Source organism: Pseudomonas caspiana (genome assembly GCF_040224095.2).
GTDB classification, from domain to species: domain Bacteria; phylum Pseudomonadota; class Gammaproteobacteria; order Pseudomonadales; family Pseudomonadaceae; genus Aquipseudomonas; species Aquipseudomonas caspiana.
In genome coordinates, this window is sequence record NZ_CP167995.1 from 901,330 (window position 1) to 922,760 (window position 21,431).

The 21,431-nt window shown below is 57.5% G+C and carries 17 protein-coding genes and 1 tRNA gene; 5 read left to right on the forward strand and 13 right to left on the reverse strand.

Annotation, left to right across the window (positions count from 1 at the left end):
* Positions 1–66: 66 nt before the first annotated feature.
* The 13 genes from ABRP31_RS04045 to ABRP31_RS04105 form a co-directional block, all read right to left on the reverse strand.
* Positions 67–1,737, reverse strand: a complete 1,671-nt coding sequence (locus tag ABRP31_RS04045; RefSeq protein ID WP_349973413.1) for an ABC transporter ATP-binding protein/permease — start codon at positions 1,735–1,737, stop codon at positions 67–69.
* Positions 1,734–4,550 (reverse strand): insulinase family protein, encoded by a 2,817-nt coding sequence (locus ABRP31_RS04050; RefSeq protein ID WP_349973411.1) that lies wholly within the window; start codon positions 4,548–4,550, stop codon positions 1,734–1,736. The genes ABRP31_RS04045 and ABRP31_RS04050 overlap by 4 nt, the downstream gene beginning before the upstream one ends.
* Before the next feature lie 38 nt (positions 4,551–4,588).
* Entirely contained in the window at positions 4,589–7,423 is a 2,835-nt protein-coding gene (locus tag ABRP31_RS04055) for a TonB-dependent receptor plug domain-containing protein (RefSeq protein ID WP_349973410.1), read from the reverse strand.
* Between the two features lie 304 nt (positions 7,424–7,727).
* Complete coding sequence (locus tag ABRP31_RS04060; RefSeq protein ID WP_349973408.1) at positions 7,728–8,687, reverse strand: FecR family protein; 960 nt, start codon at positions 8,685–8,687, stop codon at positions 7,728–7,730.
* Positions 8,688–8,820: 133 nt separating this feature from the next.
* A complete protein-coding gene (locus tag ABRP31_RS04065; protein ID WP_349973406.1) occupies positions 8,821–9,333 on the reverse strand; it encodes a sigma-70 family RNA polymerase sigma factor in 513 nt (170 codons plus the stop codon).
* Between the two features lie 217 nt (positions 9,334–9,550).
* On the reverse strand, positions 9,551–10,651 hold the full coding sequence (gene ychF, locus ABRP31_RS04070) for a redox-regulated ATPase YchF (protein ID WP_349973404.1): 1,101 nt from the start codon (positions 10,649–10,651) through the stop codon (positions 9,551–9,553).
* A 21-nt stretch (positions 10,652–10,672) separates the two neighbouring features.
* Positions 10,673–11,257 (reverse strand): aminoacyl-tRNA hydrolase, encoded by a 585-nt coding sequence (gene pth / locus ABRP31_RS04075; RefSeq protein WP_027902866.1) that lies wholly within the window; start codon positions 11,255–11,257, stop codon positions 10,673–10,675.
* 162 nt (positions 11,258–11,419) lie between these two features.
* Entirely contained in the window at positions 11,420–12,028 is a 609-nt protein-coding gene (locus tag ABRP31_RS04080; protein ID WP_087272914.1) for a 50S ribosomal protein L25/general stress protein Ctc, read from the reverse strand.
* Between the two features lie 138 nt (positions 12,029–12,166).
* Positions 12,167–13,108 (reverse strand): ribose-phosphate pyrophosphokinase, encoded by a 942-nt coding sequence (locus tag ABRP31_RS04085; protein ID WP_002552145.1) that lies wholly within the window; start codon positions 13,106–13,108, stop codon positions 12,167–12,169.
* Positions 13,109–13,154: 46 nt separating this feature from the next.
* Positions 13,155–13,229, reverse strand: a tRNA-Gln gene (locus ABRP31_RS04090).
* Positions 13,230–13,266: 37 nt separating this feature from the next.
* Positions 13,267–14,118 carry a 4-(cytidine 5'-diphospho)-2-C-methyl-D-erythritol kinase gene (gene ispE / locus ABRP31_RS04095; RefSeq protein WP_349973401.1) on the reverse strand — a complete coding sequence of 284 codons (852 nt, stop codon included), beginning with the start codon at positions 14,116–14,118 and terminating at the stop codon, positions 13,267–13,269.
* 1 nt (position 14,119) lies between these two features.
* Positions 14,120–14,737, reverse strand: a complete 618-nt coding sequence (gene lolB / locus ABRP31_RS04100; RefSeq protein ID WP_349973400.1) for a lipoprotein insertase outer membrane protein LolB — start codon at positions 14,735–14,737, stop codon at positions 14,120–14,122.
* A 4-nt stretch (positions 14,738–14,741) separates the two neighbouring features.
* Positions 14,742–16,469, reverse strand: a complete 1,728-nt coding sequence (locus ABRP31_RS04105) for a tetratricopeptide repeat protein (protein ID WP_349973399.1) — start codon at positions 16,467–16,469, stop codon at positions 14,742–14,744.
* 226 nt (positions 16,470–16,695) lie between these two features.
* On the opposite strand from ABRP31_RS04105, the gene hemA reads away from it, so the two are divergent.
* Genes hemA through murI form a run of 5 tightly spaced genes read left to right on the forward strand, consistent with a single transcriptional unit; the run spans position 16,696 to position 21,431 of the window.
* On the forward strand, positions 16,696–17,973 hold the full coding sequence (hemA, locus tag ABRP31_RS04110) for a glutamyl-tRNA reductase (RefSeq protein WP_087272924.1): 1,278 nt from the start codon (positions 16,696–16,698) through the stop codon (positions 17,971–17,973).
* Entirely contained in the window at positions 17,970–19,052 is a 1,083-nt protein-coding gene (gene prfA, locus ABRP31_RS04115) for a peptide chain release factor 1 (protein WP_087272927.1), read from the forward strand. Before hemA ends, prfA begins: the two co-directional genes overlap by 4 nt.
* Entirely contained in the window at positions 19,053–19,886 is an 834-nt protein-coding gene (gene prmC, locus ABRP31_RS04120; protein ID WP_087272930.1) for a peptide chain release factor N(5)-glutamine methyltransferase, read from the forward strand.
* Positions 19,880–20,638 carry a molybdopterin-synthase adenylyltransferase MoeB gene (locus ABRP31_RS04125; RefSeq protein WP_349973396.1) on the forward strand — a complete coding sequence of 253 codons (759 nt, stop codon included), beginning with the start codon at positions 19,880–19,882 and terminating at the stop codon, positions 20,636–20,638. Before prmC ends, ABRP31_RS04125 begins: the two co-directional genes overlap by 7 nt.
* Positions 20,631–21,431 (forward strand): glutamate racemase, encoded by an 801-nt coding sequence (murI, locus tag ABRP31_RS04130; RefSeq protein ID WP_349973394.1) that lies wholly within the window; start codon positions 20,631–20,633, stop codon positions 21,429–21,431. The genes ABRP31_RS04125 and murI overlap by 8 nt, the downstream gene beginning before the upstream one ends.

Genomic DNA, 21,431 nt, shown 5'->3' on the forward strand with positions numbered 1-21,431 from the left:
GCCAGAAGACATATCGAGTTATCGTTTATCGCGAGCAAGCTCGGCTCCTACAGGTTCTCCTTAACCTCACGCCAAAACCGCTTCGGCTTTGTTCAACTCCAGCCTGCAATCAAACAGCTTTTCCACTTCCCGTTGATGGCTGATGCCGATCACCGTGCTTTCGGGCAGTTCACGTTTGAGCAGGGTCAGCAGGGTAACGGCACTGCTGCTGTCGAGCTGGCTGGTGGCTTCGTCCAGATAGAGCGTTTGCGGTCGATACAGCAAGGCGCGGGCGATACCCAGGCGCTGTTGTTCACCGCCGGATAACTCCCGGCTCCATTCCCGTTGTTCATTGAGCTGCTGGTCAAGGCGAGCCAGCCCGACCTGCTTGAGCACCACACCCAAGCGCTGATCGTCAGGCATTTCCAGTGCCGGATAGGCCAGCAGTTCACGCAAGGTCACGCTGGCCAGATAAGGCCGTTGCGGCAACAGCAAACTGCTCCCGTCCGGCAATTGCCATTCGCCCTGATAGAACGGCCATAGACCGTGCAACGTACGTAGTAAAGTAGACTTTCCCAGCCCGCTGGCCGCATCGATGCGCAGCCATTCGCCGCGTTTGACCTGAGTATTTACAGGCCCCAGCAGAGCATCGCCGTTAGGCAGCAGCACGTGCAGGTTTTGCAGGGACAAGTTTTTGCCAACAGGTGCTTCCCGTTCTGAAGTGCGATTGGCCTCAATGGCTTCAGTGAACTGCCCCAGCCGCTCAACCGTGGCGCTCCATTCGATCAGCCGCTGATAGACGTTGATGAACCAGCTCAGAGAACCATGCACCGAGTTGAACGCATTGCGGATCTGCATCAGCCCGCCGAGGGTGATGGTTTTGGCCAGGAACAACGGCAGTGCAGCGAACACCGGAATGATCAGACTGACGCGGTTATAGCTGACGGTAAATAGCGACAGATTGCGCTGCTTGTTCATCAGTTGATGCCAGTTGTCGCCGATGGCTTCGAACAGGCCTGACAGTTTTCGCGACTCGACCGCTTCACCTCGATACAGCGCGATCTGCTCCGCGTTATCGCGTTTGCGCAGCAGGTCCGCGCGAAAGTTGGCTTCGTGGCGTTGCCGCTCGTAGTTGAGTGACTGCAATGGGCGACCGATAGCGTGGGTAATAAGTGTGCCTACGACGCTGTAGATCACCACGATCCACACCAGGTATCCCTCGATCGTGAAGGGGTGACCCGCGATCTCGAACGTCTGCACACCAGACAAATTCCACAGAATGGTCAGGAAGGCTCCGACCTGAGCCAGGTTGGCGATGAACGATACCAACAGGTCGATGCTGCGTTTGACCATCAAGTCCACATCTTCAGCGATGCGCTGGTCCGGGTTATCGGGCTCAGCGCCAAGGCCCATACGATAGAACGCGTGGCCGCTGAACCAGCGCTTGATGATGCTGGCCGTGAGTGCGCGTCGCCAGCGCAGCTCCAGCGCTTTGCGCAGCCAGTCCAGATAGACGTAGACCAAGACGTAGGCGCCGATGTACAGCGCATATTCACTCATCAAAGCGATCACGCCCTGTGTGTCGAACTCGGCAAGCGTGTCGTAGAAGGTCTTGCTCCAGGTGTTGATCAGTACGTTGATCTGCACCAGCATAAGGCCCATGCCGATCACGCTGAGTAGCATCACCCACTCCAGCCATTGTCGCCGGTCACGCCAGAAGGGGCTGGCCAGTGCGAAGAACGTGCGCAGGGTTTTCATGGTTTCGGCCCGGCGGGCAGCAGGCGCAGCTGGATCAGGTTTTCCGAATTGATCAAGCGGCCTGCCAGCACTTTAAGCGGCGCGACTTGCAGGGCGTCGATCAATTGGCCTTGCTCGCTCAGGTAGCGCGGATCGCCCCAGCGCCGTTCACTCAGGATCAGACGCTGCAATTGCGTTGCAGGATCCTTTCGACGCTCGGCTTCCTGTTTACGCAGGGTGATGCGCAGACCAGTGATATTTGCTTCGGTGACGTTGGCGGGCAAGTCCGTCAGGGTTTTACGCGCCAGTTGCCACAGCTCTTCGATACGGGCCGGATCAGTGCTGAACGCCAGCTTGCTCTCGATACGCTGGCTGGCCGGGTTTAACTGGCTGTCGAACGTCAGTTGATAGATTCCGGCGGCATCGCGACGTAATGAGTCCTTCAACTGGCTGCGCGCCAGTTCGCGAAGTGCCGCCACGCGTGCGGCCTGGACGGGTGTCCATGGTTGTTCGGTAAAGCTTTGTGCCTGCAGTGTGGCGCGTGGTTCGATAGCGATGGCCAGATCGGTGCGGCGTTTACCCGACGCTTGTCCGGTGGATTGCGCCACCAGAGCCATACCTCGCGGGATGCCTGCCAGCTCGCGGCGTACCAAGGGTTCCAGTTCTGCGTCAGGCACATCGGCCATCAAATAGTAGGTGACCGGAGAGCGCACCAACTGTTGCCAGTCTGAGTCGAGTTGTTCGGCGCTCAGTGTTTCCAGATCAGCGCTGCCCGGCGTCTGCCAATTGTCCTTGCCGTATAGCAAGGTGCGCGAGGCGGCGGCTTTGCGATTGCTGATATCGTCAGCGGGGCTAGCGATACTGCTGAGCAGGTCTTCACGCGCCTTGTCCACAGCATCGCGGTCGATGCGCACGGTGTCCTGTGTCAGGCGATAACCTTGCAACAGGTTTTGCAGACGCTCGGCTGAATTCTGTTCAGGTTCGGTTGATGTTTTGATCGTTGACAGGCTCAGGCGCAAACGGTCGGCTTGTTGATCCAGCGAGACATTGACCTTGCTCGCCTTGCGCCATGCGCTGGTGTCGTCGGCCGACCATCCTTCAGGACCACTTTTACCGGCCAGTTGGGCGGCGATTTGTACCCGCCATGGCAGCATGCCTTTGGCCATGAAGCCTGCGCTGGATTCGGCCTCCAGCACAAAGCGACCCGCTTCACCGTTACTGCGTAGCCAGACCAGTCGGTCGCCGTTGCTCAGTTGCCAGTGCGTGACCTTTTCTTTGGCAAAGTCGCGACGGGAGACGATTTCGCCGCTGTTGTCAGCGTCCGGCGCTTCAAGTAGCACGCTCGGTTTATTCGCTTCCTGAGCCGGGCGGGGCAAGGGGGGTGTCAGCGACATATGACGAATGCCATCGCGCAATAGCTCCACCTCGGCAACGCTCGGCAATGTCAGTGGCGTCAGCCGTGGAGCACTGAGTTGCAGGACCTGATCAGGGCTGGAGAGCCAGCGATTCAAACGCTGGTTGATGTCCTCGAGCGTGATGTCGTCAATCCAGCGCAGGTTGGCCTTGGCCACGGCATGGGCGTTTTGCGGCACTTTGCCGATCACGGCTGCGTCGTTGAGCGCGTTGACCCATTGCTCGAAGGTACGCGACTCGGGCTTGGCCAGGGTGCGCTCGATCAGGCCGCGCAATTGTTTTTTCTCCTCGTCCAGATCGGCCTGGTGTACGCCGTATTGTTGCAGGCGCTGCAGCTCTTCAAGCAACTGGCGCAGGGCGGCTTGATGCCCGTTGCCGTCAACTGCAGCAGCAATTCCGAGCACGCTTGAGTAATCACCGATCTGGGTCTTCTGCGCGGTGAGGCTGCGCACGCCAGGCATCAGTGGCTGACGCTTGAGTTGGGTGAACAACGCATCAAGTGTGAAGCGATCAATCATCCGCTCGCGCAACGCGGCCATGGTCGCCGGACGGCTTAGAGGTTCGTGCATGCGCAACAGCAGCGCGACCTGATTGCTGCCGCTTTGGCTGTCCTGCAACTGGAAAATTTTCAGTGTGTTGTCCAGCGGCAGGTCATGCGCGTGGCGCGCCGGCACAGGCTTGCCGGGCTGTGGCCCGAACCAGCGCTCGATGTGCTTGATCAACTGTTCAGGCTCGATGTCGCCGACCACCGACAGGATCATGTTGTCTGGTTGATACCAACGCTCCTGATACGCGCGCAACGCTTCAAGACGTGCGCTGCGAATCGCGCCTTCGTTACCGATGGTGCGATGTTCCGGATAGCGCGAGCCAACACGTTGGGACGCCGTGCGTTGCTGATTCATGCGTTGCGATACACCCAGGCCGCCGCGCCATTCTTCGATGACGACGTTGCGTTCGTGGTCTAGGTCCTCGGCCGTGAAGTCGCCAGCAAACAGCATGGTTGTCAGGCTTTGCAGGGCTGTATCAGTCTCTGCCGCGCCACGGGGCGGGCTAATCAGATATTGCGTGCGGTCGTAGGCAGTCATGGCATTGAAGTTACGCCCCTGAACCCAGCCCGCTGCCTGCATGCGGCTGCGGGCATCCAGCGGCTGGCCGCCGTGGCTATAGAACACCAGATGTTCAAGCATGTGCGCGACGCCGATCTGATCCTCTTCTTCGTCGACGGAGCCTGCTTTGACGGTCAGACGAATGTCGAGTCGCGACTTCTGCCGGGTGTCGCGCACCAGACGGTATTCGAGGCCGTTATCCAACGTGCCGCGCACCACGGCAGCGTCCCAGGGCATGGTCTGTTGGTCCGGAGCAATCGAAGCACAGGCGCACAGCAATAGCGGACCGAACAGGGCCGCAATGAGCATTTTCATCAGCGTTCTCAGCGAGTGTTAGACGGGGCGATCAGGGGTTAGAAGCGGTAGCCGACTTCGAGCCAGAATTGGCGGCCGACTTCGTAGGTGGTCGTGGTGGCACTGCTTTTGATGGTGTTTACCCGGTCGGTGACGTTGGTGATGTCGACCGCTATGAACGCCGCCTGATCTTTGCCGGTAGGCACTTCCCAGTCCAGGCGCATGTCCCAGGTTGGGGCTGCGTTGACCCGAACGGTCCGGTAGACATCCAGGCTCTCGCCATCGACCACCACTTTTTCATTGAGGTTGTAGATTTGGTCGTAAGCCCCGCGATAGCGCAAGAAGTTACTCACCGTCAGATGCCACTGTGGGATCTCGGTGATGGCGGTCATACGTGCGGTCCATGGCCGATTGAAATCCGATGCGGGTAATTCGCTGTACTTGGTGAGCTTGCCGTCGTACACCACGTTGTCGTCTTCAAACTTGTCGAGTGTGAGCAGGCTTTCATAGTCGACCGACGCATCCTTGGTCCGCGACCAGTCAAAGGCCCACTGCAGGCTGGTCTTGGTACCCATCCATTCAAGGTCTTGAAGCGGCGTTATGGTCAGGCTGATATTGTCGCTCTCGCTACGGCCTTGATTGGTATAGGTGTAGTAGTTGTTGACGTAACCATCAGCATCAGGGAGGTTTTGAGTACTGGATGATGCTCGAACGATCTTGTCCTTGCCCAGTCGGTGTACGTATTTGAGTTTGAATTCGGTATCGAACCAGCGCTGCTCGACGCCCGCCATCAACTCATCGTCGTAAGGGATGTTCAAGGTGGAAAAGCGGTTGCTGTTCAGTTGCCGTGTGCCTGTAAACGCTGCTCCGTAAGTGGTACGGCGATAGGTGGTGTTCAAGCTTTGTCGGCCATCGGCCAGACGATATTTGAACAAGTTGCGTCCGTAGTAGCGGTTAGCGCCGAATACAGCCACGGTGCTGCGATCACCGAAAAAATCATAGTCGCCAGCGAAGCGCGGCGCGACGGTTTTCTGCTCCATGTAGTCATCGCCTTCGATACGCACACCCGGACGAAGACCGAGCTTGCCAAACTGCAGGCTGTCTTGCAGGTAGAAGGCGTATTTGTTTTCTGTCATTTCGATCTTGCCTGCACCGTACTCGGAGTACAGGCTGGCCCACTGTCGACTTTGGCCATTGAGCAGCGGGCTTACCGAGCACCAGCGTTCGGTTGCCAGGCAGGTGGTGCCGTTATCCCGTCTGAAGGTCGTGACACTGTTGTAGTCGTCCGCGCGTTCCCATTCGGCCACGGTGTGGGACAGATCCATGCCGGCAGTAAAAGTGTGTTCCATTCCCGCGAACTGCAGCGGGACCCACTCGGATTTCAGTCCGTAGGCGAGGCTGCGCTGGCGCTGGTCAAGGCTTGTAACTGCGCCGTCGATGCTACGCGCACTGGCGCTGTCCGGATTACCCCAGTTTTTTTCCTCCGAGTAGTACCAGGAGACCATTTCAGTGGCGTCGGTCTCTCTTGAACTGGTGACGTCGGTCAACGCCAGCTTGTGAGTCCAAGTGGCTTTATCGCCGGACCATACGGCTTTGAATGTTGCCTGGGACCCACCATTGAGGGTGGTGAAGTCTGCGTTTCGGCGGTCGGCAGTGAAGTATTTTCCTTCTTGAGGGGCGTAGGTGAAGGAGCTGTCCAGGGTCAGGCGATCATTGATGTTCCAGTAGGTCTTGACCAGGTAGTTGTCGATCTGACGGCTCTGATTGCGGCTATTGCTCTCTCCGTCCGGAGAGTTGTAACCCCCGGAATAACCGTGCAAGGCAATGTCCGAGCGCTTTTGTGAGAAGGCAACCATTGCACCGAAGTCTTCGGTCAAATGTCCCTCAAGTGAGCCGCGCACTGTCAGCTTTTCAAACTCTGGCTGGTACTGCTCGTTCGACGCGTTGGCAAAGTCCACTTCATCGCCTTCCGAGATGTGATATCTCATCCACTCTGAGCGGGTCATGGACGCGGAGATTTTGCCATGTAACTCCTCTGTCGGTTTACGGGTGATCGCGTCGACCACTCCGCCGTTGAAGCCTCCGTACTCAGCCGGAACGTTGCTGTCGTAAACCTTCACTTCTTGCAGCAAGTCAGCGTCCAGTGCGATGCCGTGGGCGTTGCTCGGCGCGGATTCGAAGTTTCGGGTTGCCCCGTAGCTTTGGGCTCCCGGATCCAGATCGTTGTTGATCGAGATACCGTCGATCATGAAGTTGTTCTGGTAATACTTGGCGCCGTTGATGCTGATGTTGGCGGGATCCAGCTCACCCGGATTATTAGAGCTTTGCTGCGTGTTGCTGAACTGCACACTCGGGTGCATGCGCAGCAAGGTAGTAATGTCACCGTTGGCGCCGGGGAAGGCCTTGATAGCCTTTTCGCCGATCACGGTTTCGCCCATGTAGCTTTTTTCCTCGGTGCTACCGAGCACGACGGTGGTGCCGATTTCCATCGCTGCGTCTTCTTCAGCGCGGGGCTCATCGCGGTATAGCAACAGGTTGCCGTAACTGTAAGTCCAGCCGACGCCGGAGCCTTTGAGCAGGTTGTCCAGAGCCTTGGCGCTGCTCAGCGATCCGCTAATAGAGCGGGAGGTACGGTTTTCCAATAGGGCGGAATCGACGCTCACTTGCAGCCCGCTTTGTTGACCGAAACTGATCAAGGCGGAAGCCAGGCTTTGCGCCGGGATATCAAAGTTGTGCTGAGCCTGCATTGCAGCTTGTTCGGTCCCCGAGGGTGACACGGCAAAAGCGGGCAGGGTAGTGAGTGCGCAGCATAGAGTCAGCGCACCAATACCTGCCAATCCAGCCCACTGCTTGTTAACGCGCAGTTGCGGGTTGTGTGAAAAATCCTTAGCCATGTCCTGTCCCCGGTTGAGCCAAAAAGCTCAAAAAACTTGAATGCGAATTGCTTGCAGTTACCGCTCGAGACCAAGGACGGGACAGCTCGGGAAATTTTCAGAAAATAATGAAAATAAATTTTTGGGGGGGATGCGGGAGAACTACAGGAGAGCTGCTGCGTCTTTTACGGCGCACTGTCGCGGGCCTCTGTAGGAGCGCACGAGCACCGCGAGGCCGCGATGGCGGTGTTTCAGGCAGAACGCAATCGCGGCCTCGCGGTGCTCTTGCGCTCCAGCAGAAAAAATGTGGAATTTCCGGGCGCTGTTACTTCGAAACAATCCTGACCCACGGCGTGCGATAGCTCACCGTCGCGCCATGGGCTTTTGCCAGAGCGCTCAGCGCGGCTTCCGGCTGATCAATGTCGTACACGCCAGTCACGCGCTTGCTGGCCAGACCATTATCGCTAAGCATGATCATGCCTGGCAGATAGCGGCGCAGTTGTGCGACGACGTCTCCCAGACGTGCGTTATTGGCGATCAATTGCCCGTTGCGCCATGGCGAGATCTGGCTGACTGGCTGGGATTGCAACCGTGCCTCATGCAGCTCGCGATCATAGGTCAGGCGCTGACCTGCAGTCAGAGGCTGGCTGAGTGATTGCCCCGAAGATTTATCGGTTACCTGCACCGAGCCATGACTGACCGCCACGTCGATCAGCTTGTCTTCCAGGTCGACGTTGAATGCAGTGCCGGTGACTCTGACGTCGACATCCCCGGCTTTCACATGAAAGGGTTTGCTGGCGTCTGGCGCAACGTCGAAATAAGCCTGCCCGGCCAACAGCCGCACTTGGCGTTCAGGGCCTGTGAAGTCCACGGCCAACGCGCTGTTACTGTCGAGGATTATTTGGCTGCCATCGGCCAGCTTGACGGTGCTGCGTTCGCCAGCCGGGCTTTGATAATCCGCTTCAATTTGCAGCCAGAGCCTTGGCGCGAGGGCCACCAACAAACAGGCTGCAATGCCAACGGCGAGATAGTGGCGGCGGGGCCGGCGTCTGCTGGGTCTTGCAGGTGTTACGGCGAGCGCAGGCGAAGCTGCAGGCGCAACAGGCGGCCAGTTTTGAGCTGTGCTGGCGGGCAACTGTCCGGTCAGACGCCAGAGCCGTTGAGCCTTGCGCATGGCCTGGGCATTTTCGGGCGTTGCCTGTTCCCACTCACTGACTTCAGCTTGCAGCGCAGTGTTTTCGGGCGATTGCTGAAGGCGCAACAGCCAGTCCAGAGCTATGTCCATATGTGGCTGTCGAGGTCCTGTTTCGGGCATCGCGGACCGATCTCCCTGAGCTTCAAAGGTATGCAAGGGTCGCATAGAGAGGCTGCTTTGGGCAAAAGGCGTTGGATTACCGCTGTCGCTTTTCATGTTGTTGTTATCCATCGGCTTGTTCCAGCCGATGGGCGCAATGGCTCAAAGCGTCATGGACCAACTGATGGGCCAGCCCCATGGAAACGCCCAGCGCGCCCGCGACTTGCTGCAAAGTGTAGCCGCCCAAGCGGTGCATTTCGAACGCAGTACGTGTGCGTTCGGGCAGTTCGCCGAGGGCATCGCTAATCACGCGTAACTCGTCATGGCTCGCGGCTTCGCGTTCTGGCGAGGCGCTGCTGGAGGGCATTTCGTCGAGAATTGCTTGGCTGTCGGGCTGACGCTTTTCAGTAGCCATGCTGCGCGTGAGGTCCAGCGCCAGATTACGCACGATGCGATAGAGGTAGCCCAGCGGATGACTCAGGTCGAGATACTCGCCTTTTCGGCTGTCAAAACGCAGCCAGGCCTCCTGAACCACATCTTCGGCCCTGGAACGACAACCGACGATAGGGGCGGCGTAATCTACCAGCGCAGCACGATGAGCCATATACAGAGCGAGTTTTTGGGGTGACTCATCCACAGCGTGACGCTCTTGTGCAAATGCAGGTGACCAAGAAGGGCGTGACTGTACATGAGAGGGATTATCATTATCAAGCGTGACTGATGGCTATATGGCTGTTTTAGCGAGGGAGAACTCCCTTGGCTTTATCTGCTGACCAGACACAAAAAATCCCCGCATCAATAAATGATCGGGGATTTTTGTTTTTAGCTGAATGCGTGGCGAGCCACGCAAGCCATCAGACGTTAAAGCGGAAGTGCAGAACGTCGCCGTCTTTGACGATGTAGTCCTTGCCTTCCAGGCGCCATTTACCGGCTTCCTTGGCACCGGCTTCACCCTTGTACTGGATGAAGTCGCTGTAGGCGATGCACTCGGCGCGGATGAAGCCTTTTTCGAAGTCGGTGTGGATCACGCCAGCGGCCTGTGGTGCGGTGGCACCAACGCGGACGGTCCAGGCGCGGACTTCTTCAACACCGGCGGTGAAGTAGGTCTGCAGTTGCAGCATTTCGTAGCCAGCGCGAATTACGCGGTTCAGGCCTGGCTCTTCAAAGCCCAGGGCTTCGAGGAACATATCCTTTTCTTCGCCGTCATCGAGTTCGGCGATTTCTGCTTCGATCTTGTTGCAGACCGGCACCAGCATTGCGCCTTCTTCTTCGGCGATGGCGCGCACGACGTCCAGCAGCGGGTTGTTCTCGAAACCGTCTTCAGCAACGTTGGCGATGTACATGACCGGCTTGGTGGTCAGCAGGTGGAAGCCACGAATCACTGCTTTTTCGTCAGCGCTCATGTTCTTCATCAGGCTACGGGCTGGCTTGCCTTCGGTGAAGTGAGCGATCAACTGCTCCAGCAGGCCTTTTTGAACCACTGCATCCTTGTCGCCGCCTTTGGCGTTGCGGGTGACTTTCTGCAGCTGTTTTTCACAGCTGTCGAGGTCGGCAAAGATCAATTCCAGGTCGATGATTTCGATGTCGCGTTTAGGGTCGACGCTGTTGGAAACGTGAATCACGTTTTCATCTTCGAAGCAGCGAACCACGTGAGCGATGGCGTCGGTCTCACGGATGTTGGCGAGGAACTTGTTGCCCAGGCCTTCACCTTTGGACGCACCGGCTACCAGGCCTGCGATGTCGACGAACTCCATGGTGGTCGGCAGGATCCGCTTGGGATTGACGATGGCCGCCAATGCCGCAAGGCGAGGATCGGGCATGGCCACGATGCCGCTGTTCGGTTCGATGGTGCAGAAGGGGAAGTTCTCCGCTGCAATACCGGACTTGGTCAGGGCGTTGAACAGAGTGGATTTGCCGACGTTGGGCAGGCCGACGATGCCGCAATTGAAGCCCATGGTGTTTCCCCTCGAGTGATGTCAGGCCTTCTGGCTGTGCAGGTTTTTCATCGCCCGGTTCCATTCACCGGCGAAGATATCCGGCAGCACGCCGAGGGCAAAGTCGATGCTGGCGTCCAGCTTTTCCTGTTCGGCGCGTGGCGCTCGACCCAGAACAAAACCGGAGACCTTGTTGGCGTCGCCCGGGTGGCCAATGCCAAGCCGCAAGCGGTGAAAAGTATTCTGATTACCAAGCTGCGCGATGATGTCCCGCAACCCGTTGTGACCGCCATGGCCGCCGCCCTGTTTGAACTTGGCAACGCCCGGTGGCAGATCGAGTTCGTCATGCGCCACCAGGATGGCATCAACCGGAATCCGGTAGAAACCAGCGAGCGCCGCGACGGACTGGCCGCTGCGGTTCATGTAGGTGGTGGGAATCAACAGACGAACATCCTGACCTTGATGAGTGAAGCGTGCGGTCAGGCCAAAGAATTTGCGCTCGGCGACGAGATTGACTCGTTGCGCGTCAGCGATACGTTCAACGAAAAGAGCCCCTGCGTTGTGCCGGGTCTGTTCGTATTCAGCGCCTGGATTTCCCAGGCCAACGATCAGTTGTATGGCAGTCACGACAGGGGCCCTTTTATGGAGTTGTGGTTGAAGCCGCTGCAGACAGCGGCAAAACTGGAAGAAAACTGCTCATTTACCATGATGTAAACTCCGCGATCCTGCCCGTTTTGCCTGACTTTTACAGCGGTCTCCCGAGCAACTCCGGCATTACCAAGTAATGAATTACTCGGCAGTGCCTTCTTCAGCTGCGTCTTCGGTCGGTGCGATGCGTGGAGCGTGAACGTTGGCGATAGCCAGGTCGTTACCGTGCGCCAGAGCAACGAACTCAACACCTTTAGGTGCTTTAACGTCGGACAGGTGAACGATCGAACCGATTTCCAGAGCAGACACGTCTACTTCGATGAACTCAGGCAGATCTTTCGGCAGGCAGCTTACTTCCAGCTCGGAAGTAACGTGCGAAACTTCGCCGCCTTTCTTGACTGGAGCTTCTTCACCGATGAAGTGCACAGGCACGATAGCGGTCAGTTTCTGGCCAGCTACAACGCGTACGAAGTCAGCGTGCATCACGTGGCCTTTGGCCGGGTGACGCTGCAGAGCTTTGATGATCACGTTTTGCTTTTTGCCATCAACGGTCAGCGCGATGATGTGGCTGTAAGCCGCTTCGTTTTCCAGCAGTTTGGAAACTTCTTTAGCCAGCAGGCTGATGGACTCAGGGGCTTTGTCGCCACCGTAGACAACAGCTGGAACCAGGCTTGCGAGACGACGCAGGCGGCGGCTCGCACCTTTCCCCAGGTCGGAACGCAGTTCAGCATTCAAAGTAAAATCGTTCATTTTGTATCTCCAAATTAGCCACATTCGAACTGACGTTTGCGACCGACGTCAGGACGATATGGGCAAAAAAGCCCCGCCCTGACCGAATGTCAGGGCGGGGCGCTTTTCGTCAACAGGGTGTCAGCTCAGGGAAAACCCTTAGCGGAACATCGCGCTGATCGATTCTTCGTTGCTGATGCGGCGAACCGCCTCAGCGACAACCGGAGCGATATCCAGTTGACGGATACGGCTACAGGCTTGTGCTGCTGCGGACAACGGGATGGTGTTAGTCACCACCAGTTCGTCCAGCACGGAATTCTCAATGTTTTCGATCGCCCGACCCGACAGCACAGGGTGTGTGCAGTAGGCAAAGACCTTGGCAGCGCCATGCTCTTTCAGGGCCTTGGCCGCGTGGCACAGTGTGCCGGCGGTATCGACCATGTCATCGACCAGAATACAGGTACGCCCTTCGACATCACCGATGATATGCATCACTTCAGAGTGATTGGCTTTCTCACGGCGCTTGTCGATGATCCCGAGATCAACACCCAGGGATTTGGCAACAGCACGTGCACGCACGACGCCGCCGATATCCGGGGATACGATCATCAGGTTTTCGAAGCGTTGATCTTCAATGTCGTCCACCAGTACAGGGGAGCCGTAGATGTTATCTACCGGAATATCGAAGAAACCCTGGATTTGGTCAGCATGCAGATCAACCGTGAGAACACGATCGATCCCGACTACGGTAAGCATGTCAGCGACGACTTTCGCGCTGATAGCCACACGTGCGGAACGCGGACGGCGATCCTGACGGGCATAACCAAAGTAAGGAATCACAGCAGTGATTCGGGACGCTGAGGAACGGCGGAAGGCATCAGCCATCACGACGAGTTCCATCAGGTTATCGTTGGTCGGTGCGCAAGTCGGCTGAATGATAAATACGTCTTTACCGCGGACGTTTTCATTAATCTCAGTAGAAATCTCGCCGTCGGAGAACTTGCCGACAGAAACATCACCTAGTGGGATATGCAGCTGACGTACGACACGTCGAGCCAGATCGGGGTTAGCGTTCCCCGTAAAGACCATCATCTTGGACACGCGCAGTACCTGAAGGCTGAGGGTAACCTGGATGAGTATAGGAAAATGGCAGGGGCGGCTGGATTCGAACCAACGCATGGCAGGATCAAAACCTGCTGCCTTACCGCTTGGCGACGCCCCTGTATTTGTTGCAACGAGTACCCAGTACTCGGTTCCTTTTAGAGCAGACTTTGCAGCTTGCGATGCAACATCGAAATGTTGCTTCCCTTTGCTACAAACCCTGTAAGGGTCTCTGTAAGAAGGGCCGAGACTTTATCAGCTTCAGCTTTGTTTGGGAAGGCCCCAAACACACAACTTCCAGTTCCGGTTAATTTTGCTTCGGTAAATTTACCTAACAAATTCAATGCGTTACGTACCTCTGGATAACGCCTTGCTACAACCGGTAAGCAGTCATTTCGACTGTTTCCCTTGGGAACGGGGCGCACTTTAATGGGAGGAGTGTTACGTGTCAACAGTGGATCTGAAAAAATTTCTGCTGTACTTACAGATACTTGCGGCACGAGTACCAGATACCACGGTTCTTCCGGGTCTACAGGGGTAAGTTTTTCCCCTACACCCTCAGCAAATGCGGCGTGTCCGCGGACGAAAACCGGGACGTCCGCGCCAAGCGTCAGGCCCAGCGCTGCCAGGCGATCTTCATCCCAGCCCAGATTCCACAAATGGTTCAGGCCCAGCAGTGTTGTTGCCGCATCGGAGCTGCCACCGCCAATTCCACCACCCATGGGCAGGCGTTTTTCCAGCCAGATATCCATGCCGAGCGTACAGCCTGATTGTTTTTGCAGCGCGCGGGCGGCTTTGACGATCAGGTTGCTGTCATGGGGGACGCCGGGGACATCGGTCTGCAGGCAGATTTCACCGTCCTGGCGAACGGCGAAGCTCAGCTCGTCGCCATAGTCCACGAATTGAAACAGGGTTTGCAGTTCGTGGTAACCATCGGGGCGACGGCCGAGAATGTGCAGCATGAGATTCAGTTTGGCCGGAGCGGGCAGGGTCAGGCGTGCGTCGCTCATGTCATTGACCCAGTTTGCGTGGCTGCCAGTCCTTGATCACCAGCGTGACATCGAGGTCCTGGCCGTGCAGCTTGACGCGCTCGGGCAGCCAATAACCGTTCTGTTCGACGTAACTCAGGTATTCAACCTGCCAGCCATCCTGCTCAAGGCTGGCAAGACGGCTGTCACCATCAAGTGTCAGGCGACTCTTGCTGTCCGGAGCGGGCAGGCCACGGACCCACCAGACCAGATGCGACACTGGCAACTTCCAGCCCAGTTGTTCTTCGAGCAGAGTCTCTGGAGTGGGCGCCTCATAGCGTCCTTGATTAGCGACTTCCAGCGACACACTTCCGGGACGCCCCGTCAATCGCGCAGCACCACGTCCGAGTGGGCCGGACAAGCGAATGTCGTAGTAGTCCTGGCGTTGCAGCCAGTAAAGGGTGCCGCTACCGGAATCCTTGGGGGCGCGAATACCGACTTTGCCGTTGATCTGCCAGCCGTCGAGGCTGGTCAGTTGTTGCTTGTGCTGGTTCCACTGCGCCGGGTTGCCCTTGCCTTCAACGGCCTCCCGGGAAGTGAGTCCGGCGCAACCGGCGAGCAGAGCAATAAGACTGAATACAACTACGTGGCGCAAAAACATAAATTTAAAGGGTCTCGGATCCGGTCAGGCGCAACAGAGTGCTGCGCAGAATAGGGCTGTCAGGTTGTTCTTCGAGGGCTTTGCCCCAGACTTTGCGCGCTTCGCGCTGTTGACCCTTGGCCCACAGCACTTCGCCCAGATGAGCAGCGACTTCATGATCGGGGAAGCGCTCAAGTGCCAGGCGCAACAAGCGTTCGGCTTCGTCCAGGTTGCCCAGGCGGTAGTTTACCCAGCCAAGGCTGTCGAGTACTGCCGGATCGTCCGGATTAAGGCTGTGAGCCTTTTCGATCAGTTCCTTGGCTTCTGCGTAGCGCGTGGTGCGGTCGGAAAGGGTGTAGCCCAGCGCGTTGAGCGCCATGGCATTTTCCGGTTCGCGCTTGAGAATCGCCCGCAGATCTTTTTCCATCTGCGCCAGATCACCGCGTTTTTCCGCCATCATCGAGCGGGTATAAAGCAGGTTCAGGTCGTCCGGATATTGTTTGAGCGCCTGCGTCAGCACTTGCCAGGCGCGATCAACCTGATTGTTGTTGGACAAAGTCTCGGCTTCGATCAGGTACAGCTGAATGGCATAGTCCGGTTGCGCATCGCGAGCTTCGGCCAGACGTTTGGAGGCTTCGGCCGCGCTGCCGTTGCTCATCAGAATATCGGCCTGGCGCAGCTGTGCGGACAGATAGTCCGGGCCAGGACCTACCTGAGCGTATTCGCCCAGTGCGCTTTGTTGATCGTTACGCTCTTCGTGAATGCGACCCAGATTCAGGTGCGCGGAATCCTCATGGGCGCCACGGGCAATCAGCTCTTCCAGGTAACCTGCGGCTTCGTCCCAGGCTTTGGCTTCCAGGCAGACCAGCGCCAGTGAGAAGCGCAGTTCGTCATCATCGGGATACTGCTGCACCAGGCTGGAAAACTGCACTTTGGCGTCTTCCATGCGATTTTGCTCGACCAGCATGCGGGCGTACGTCAGGCGCAGACGCTTGTCATCAGGGTATTTCTTGATGCTTTTTTCCAGGATCGGTAGCGCTTCTTTGCCCCGGTTCATACCTTGTAACAGGCGTGTACGCAGCAGTATTGGCGCAATTTCGCCGTCTTTGGGCGGATTGTCTTCGAGCAGCTTCAGCGAGGCCTGTGCGTCGCCGTTCTGTTGCAACAACAGCGCTTTGCCGAAAATCAGCTGCCCGTTGTTCGGGTACTTGACGAGGAGTCGGTCAAAACTGGTAAGCAGCGCGTTCCGGGTCTCGGGATTGGTCTCGGCCGCTGACAGTGCCAGGAAGTCAAAATGAGTGTCGCCTTGACCTTGCAGGACTTTTTCCATGTACACCATGGAGTCGTCATAGCGTCCTGCGCGCGCCAGCTGAATGGCTGCCGCGCGTTGCGCTTCGAGGTTGTCCCTGTCGTTTCTGGCCCAGATCAGCGAGGTGTCCAGTGCAGCCTGATCGGCGCCCAGGTACTCGGCAATCCGGAACGCGCGCTCGGAAACACCCGGATCCTGGGTGTTGATCGCCTGGGTCACATAGTTATCCAGGGCGATATCGAAGCGATTGCGTTGGCCAGCCAGTTCCGCGCTCAGCAGGCTGACGAGGGTTTCCTGGGTGAACGAACCGTAGACCTGAGGCTTGGCTTCAGGTGCGGGGGCGGTGTCTTTCGGCGCAGGTGTGGTCTGCGGCTGAACCGGTGCCATTGACTGGCAACCGCTGAGAAAGACAAGGGCGAGAAACAGCGCGGAGGATCTATTCATATATAAGAAGGGACGACTTACCTGCGGTTTTGAGCATCATGACACAAGGCTGGGAGCAAACCCACAGCCGGTTGGAAAACTGCCGGAACGCTTGATTATTTGTGCTGTAAGCCCTTAATAAGGGCATTTAGAGCGCGAGACTATTAGGACAATAGTCAACGGTGGTTGTTCTGAACCTATTGAAGTAGGACAATTGTCGGCTTCACGTCACCATCAGCGACCTTGAATGGCCTTCCTTGCACTTGGTATCAACCATAAGACTGCCTCGGTAGACGTCCGCGAGCGCGTGGCATTTACGCCAGAGCAGCTGGTTGAGGCCTTGCAGCAGCTTTGCCGTCTTACTAATAGCCGCGAAGCTGCGATCCTTTCTACGTGTAACCGTAGTGAGTTGTACATCGAACAGGACCAGATCGGTTCTGAGACGATTCTCGCCTGGCTGGCCGAATATCATCATTTGAGCCTCGAAGAGTTGCGCGCCAGTGCTTATGTACACGCCGACGATGCGGCAGTTCGTCACATGATGCGGGTCGCCTCCGGGCTCGACTCGCTCGTACTCGGCGAACCGCAGATTCTCGGTCAGATGAAATCCGCCTATGCCGTGGCCCGCGAAGCCGGAACCATTGGTCCGCTGTTGGGCCGGCTGTTTCAGGCCACGTTCAGCGCGGCCAAACAGGTGCGTACTGACACAGCCATCGGCGAGAACCCGGTTTCGGTGGCGTTCGCCGCAGTCAGTCTGGCGAAACAGATTTTCAGTGACTTGCAACGCAGCCAGGCCCTGTTGATCGGTGCGGGTGAGACCATCACGCTGGTTGCGCGTCATCTGCATGACCTAGGGGTCAAACGCATCGTGGTTGCCAACCGTACGCTTGAGCGCGCGAGCATCCTGGCCGCCGAGTTTGGCGCGCACGCGGTATTGCTCTCGGACATTCCGGCAGAACTGGTCAACAGCGATATCGTTATCAGCTCTACGGCCAGCCAACTGCCGATCCTTGGTAAGGGTGCCGTTGAAAGTGCTCTGAAGCTGCGCAAGCACAAACCGATTTTCATGGTCGATATCGCCGTACCACGGGACATCGAACCGGAAGTCGGTGAGCTGGATGACGTTTACCTGTACACCGTTGACGACTTGCATGAAGTCGTCGCCGAGAACCTCAAAAGCCGACAGGGCGCGGCGCAGGCTGCTGAAGAGCTGGTTGCAGCCGGGACTAATGACTTCATGTTCCGTCTGCGCGAGCTGGCGGCGGTGGATGTGCTCCGGGCTTACCGTCAGCAAAGCGAGCGGCTGCGCGACGAGGAATTGCTGAAGGCACAGCGTATGCTGGCCAACGGCAGCAATGCTGAGGACGTGCTGGTGCAGTTGGCTCGCGGGTTGACCAACAAACTGCTGCACGCGCCCAGTGTGCAATTGAAGAAACTCTCTGCCGAAGGCCGCCTCGACGCGCTGGCCATGGCCCAGGAACTTTTTGCCCTCGGTGAGGGCTCGACGGATAAACCCCCGCAATGAAAGCCTCACTGCTCAACAAACTCGATATCCTCAGCGATCGCTTCGAGGAACTGACCGCGTTGCTTGGCGATGCCGAGATTATTTCGGATCAGACCAAATTCCGTGCGTATTCCCGGGAATATGCCGAGGTCGAGCCGATCGTTGCGGCGTATAAACAGCTGCTCAAGGCATTGGCTGATCTGGACGGCGCTCAGGCGCTGCTCAAGGACAGCGATCCGGACATGCGTGAAATGGCTGTCGAGGAAGTGCGCGAGACCAAGCAATTGCTGGCTGATCTGGAAAGCCAGCTGCAACGCATGTTGCTGCCCAAAGACCCCAATGACGGGCGCAACGTGTTCCTCGAAATTCGTGCCGGGACCGGCGGCGACGAGGCGGCGATTTTCTCTGGCGACCTGTTCCGCATGTATTCGCGTTACGCCGAGCGCCGTGGCTGGCGGGTCGAGATCCTCTCTGAAAACGAGGGCGAACATGGCGGCTATAAAGAGGTGATTGCCCGGGTTGAGGGCGAGAATGTCTACGGCAAGCTCAAGTTCGAGTCCGGTGCGCATCGCGTGCAGCGGGTTCCGGAAACCGAATCTCAAGGCCGCATTCATACTTCGGCTTGCACCGTTGCGGTGCTGCCTGAACCGGATGAGCAGCAGGCCATCGAAATTAATCCTGCGGACTTGCGTGTCGACACCTATCGTTCTTCGGGCGCGGGTGGTCAGCACGTTAACAAGACCGATTCGGCGATCCGTATTACCCACCTTCCGTCGGGTATCGTCGTTGAATGTCAGGAAGAGCGTTCCCAGCACAAGAACCGAGCCCGCGCCATGGCGTGGCTGTCCGCGAAACTAAACGACCAGCAAACCAGCGCCGCTGCCAATGCGATTGCCAGTGAGCGTAAACTGTTGGTCGGCTCGGGTGATCGATCCGAGCGTATTCGAACCTATAACTTCCCTCAGGGGCGAGTAACGGATCACCGCGTCAATCTGACCTTGTATTCGCTGGATGAAGTTTTGGCCGGTGGTGTCGATGCAGTGATAGAGCCGCTACTTGCCGAATATCAGGCAGACCAACTAGCGGCACTGGGTGAGTAAATGACCATCATCGCCAGCTTGTTACGAAGCGCCGAGCTTCCTGATTCACCAACTGCCCGTCTTGATGCTGAACTGCTTCTGGCGGCTGCGCTGGGTAAACCGCGCAGTTTCCTGCATACCTGGCCGGAGCGAATAGTCAGCAGTGAAGCCGCACTGACGTTTGCCTCGCATCTGCAGCGCCGTCGTACCGGTGAACCCGTGGCCTACATTCTGGGGCAGCAGGGGTTCTGGAAACTGGATCTGGACGTCGCGCCTCATACATTGATTCCGCGCCCTGAAACCGAAATGCTGGTCGAAGCCGCACTGGAGCTGGTGCCTGCATTTGCGCCGACTCGCGTGCTCGACCTGGGCACCGGGACCGGCGCGATTGCCCTGGCCTTGGCCAGTGAGCGTCCGGTCTGGCAGGTGACGGCGGTGGATCGGGTGCTTGAAGCGGTCGCATTGGCCGAGAGTAATCGTCAACGTTTGCATCTGGATAACGCCAAGGTGCTGAGCAGCCACTGGTTTAGCTCCCTTGAAGGTCAGCGTTTTGATCTGATCATCAGCAACCCGCCGTATATCGCGGCCGAGGATCCACATCTGGCAGCGGGAGACGTGCGTTTCGAGCCTAGCAGTGCGCTGGTTGCCGGGACTGATGGTCTGGATGATTTGCGTATGATCATCGAGCAGGCACCGAACTATCTGAACGGTGATGGCTGGTTGTTGTTGGAGCACGGTTATGATCAGGGCTCGGCGGTCCGCGATTTGTTAAGCGGTCATGGCTTCGAGAAAATCCAGACTCGTCGTGATCTGGGCGACCATGAACGCATTACCTTCGGGCGTCTGCCGTGCTGACTGATCAGGAACTGTTGCGCTATAGCCGACAGATTCTGTTGCAACACGTCGATATCGACGGCCAGCTCAAGCTCAAGCAAAGCAGGGTGTTGATCGTCGGTCTCGGAGGCCTGGGTTCTCCTGTTGCTTTGTATCTGGCAGCCGCCGGTGTCGGCGCGTTGCATCTGGCGGATTTCGACACGGTCGACCTGACCAACCTGCAACGCCAGATCATCCACGACAGCCAGAGCGTCGGGCAGAGCAAAGTGAATTCGGCGATTGCCCGTCTGACCGCGATCAATCCTGAGGTCACCCTGGTTGCTCATCATGCTGCGCTGGATGTCGATTCTCTGGCAGCGGCAGTCGCAAGTGTCGATCTGGTGCTTGATTGCTCAGACAATTTCACAACCCGTGGCGCGGTCAACGCGGCCTGTGTCGCTGCGGGCAAACCCTTGGTCAGTGGCGCAGCGATCCGTCTTGAAGGGCAATTGTCGGTGTTCGATCCACGTCGGCCTGAAAGCCCTTGCTACCACTGTCTATACGGTCACGGCAGCGAGGCCGAACTGACCTGTAGCGAAGCGGGTGTGATCGGGCCTTTGGTGGGATTGGTCGGTAGCCTGCAGGCGCTTGAGGCGCTCAAGGTATTGGTTGGTTTTGGCGAGCCGCTGGTTGGGCGCCTGTTATTGATTGATGCTCTGACCACGCGCTTTCGTGAACTGAAGGTCAAGCGTGATCCGGGATGTAGCGTCTGCGGTGCAGGGAAGCATGATTAAAGCCAGTGATGCGCCGGTGGGCGTATTTGATTCCGGCGTAGGTGGCTTGTCGGTGCTGGGTGAAATTCGCGACCTGCTACCCAACGAGTCGCTGCTGTATGTCGCGGACTGTGGGCATATCCCTTACGGCGAGAAAAGCCCGGAGTTCATTCGCGAGCGCTGCATGATCATCGCGCAGTTCTTTCGCGATCAAGGTGCCAAGGCTCTGGTGCTGGCTTGTAATACTGCAACTGCCGCTGCCGCCGCTCAATTGCGTGAGCATTATCCGGACTGGCCAATCGTCGGCATGGAACCTGCGGTCAAACCGGCAGCGGCTGCGACCCGCAGTGGTGTGGTGGGCGTGCTCGCTACGACCGGTACTTTGCAAAGCGCGAAGTTCGCCGCTTTGCTCGACCGTTTCGCGGGCGATGTGCGCGTGGTCACTCAGCCGTGCCCCGGCCTTGTGGAACTGATCGAGTCAGGTGACCTGTTCAGCCCGACCATTCGTACCTTGCTGCGGGGTTATGTCGAGCCGCTTCTGGCCGAGGGCTGTGACACGATTATCCTCGGCTGCACCCACTATCCCTTCCTCAAACCTCTGCTGCGGGAAATGATCCCGGAGTCGGTCATCCTGATCGACACCGGGCACGCAGTGGCTCGCCAGCTTCAACGATTATTGGCGCAGCACGGCCTTCTGCACGACGGCCATGCCCAAGAAACGCAGTTCTGGACCAGCGCTGATCCGTATAATTTCGGAAACATCCTACCTACACTTTGGAAAAAATCTGACAATGTGCGATTCTTCGATTTGTAA

Excerpts from the sequence above, each read along its gene's own strand:
- hemA (WP_087272924.1), top strand. The coding sequence starts at position 16,696 with ATGGCCTTCCTTGCACTTGGTATCAACCATAAGACTGCCTCGGTAGAC.
- lolB (WP_349973400.1), bottom strand. The coding sequence starts at position 14,737 with ATGTTTTTGCGCCACGTAGTTGTATTCAGTCTTATTGCTCTGCTCGCC.
- murI (WP_349973394.1), top strand. The coding sequence starts at position 20,631 with ATGATTAAAGCCAGTGATGCGCCGGTGGGCGTATTTGATTCCGGCGTA.
- ychF (WP_349973404.1), bottom strand. The coding sequence starts at position 10,651 with ATGGGCTTCAATTGCGGCATCGTCGGCCTGCCCAACGTCGGCAAATCC.
- prmC (WP_087272930.1), top strand. The coding sequence starts at position 19,053 with ATGACCATCATCGCCAGCTTGTTACGAAGCGCCGAGCTTCCTGATTCA.
- ABRP31_RS04045 (WP_349973413.1), bottom strand. The coding sequence starts at position 1,737 with ATGAAAACCCTGCGCACGTTCTTCGCACTGGCCAGCCCCTTCTGGCGT.
- prfA (WP_087272927.1), top strand. The coding sequence starts at position 17,970 with ATGAAAGCCTCACTGCTCAACAAACTCGATATCCTCAGCGATCGCTTC.
- ABRP31_RS04060 (WP_349973408.1), bottom strand. The coding sequence starts at position 8,687 with ATGGACATAGCTCTGGACTGGCTGTTGCGCCTTCAGCAATCGCCCGAA.
- ABRP31_RS04105 (WP_349973399.1), bottom strand. The coding sequence starts at position 16,469 with ATGAATAGATCCTCCGCGCTGTTTCTCGCCCTTGTCTTTCTCAGCGGT.
- ispE (WP_349973401.1), bottom strand. The coding sequence starts at position 14,118 with ATGAGCGACGCACGCCTGACCCTGCCCGCTCCGGCCAAACTGAATCTC.
- ABRP31_RS04055 (WP_349973410.1), bottom strand. The coding sequence starts at position 7,423 with ATGGCTAAGGATTTTTCACACAACCCGCAACTGCGCGTTAACAAGCAG.
- ABRP31_RS04080 (WP_087272914.1), bottom strand. The coding sequence starts at position 12,028 with ATGAACGATTTTACTTTGAATGCTGAACTGCGTTCCGACCTGGGGAAA.
- ABRP31_RS04050 (WP_349973411.1), bottom strand. The coding sequence starts at position 4,550 with ATGAAAATGCTCATTGCGGCCCTGTTCGGTCCGCTATTGCTGTGCGCC.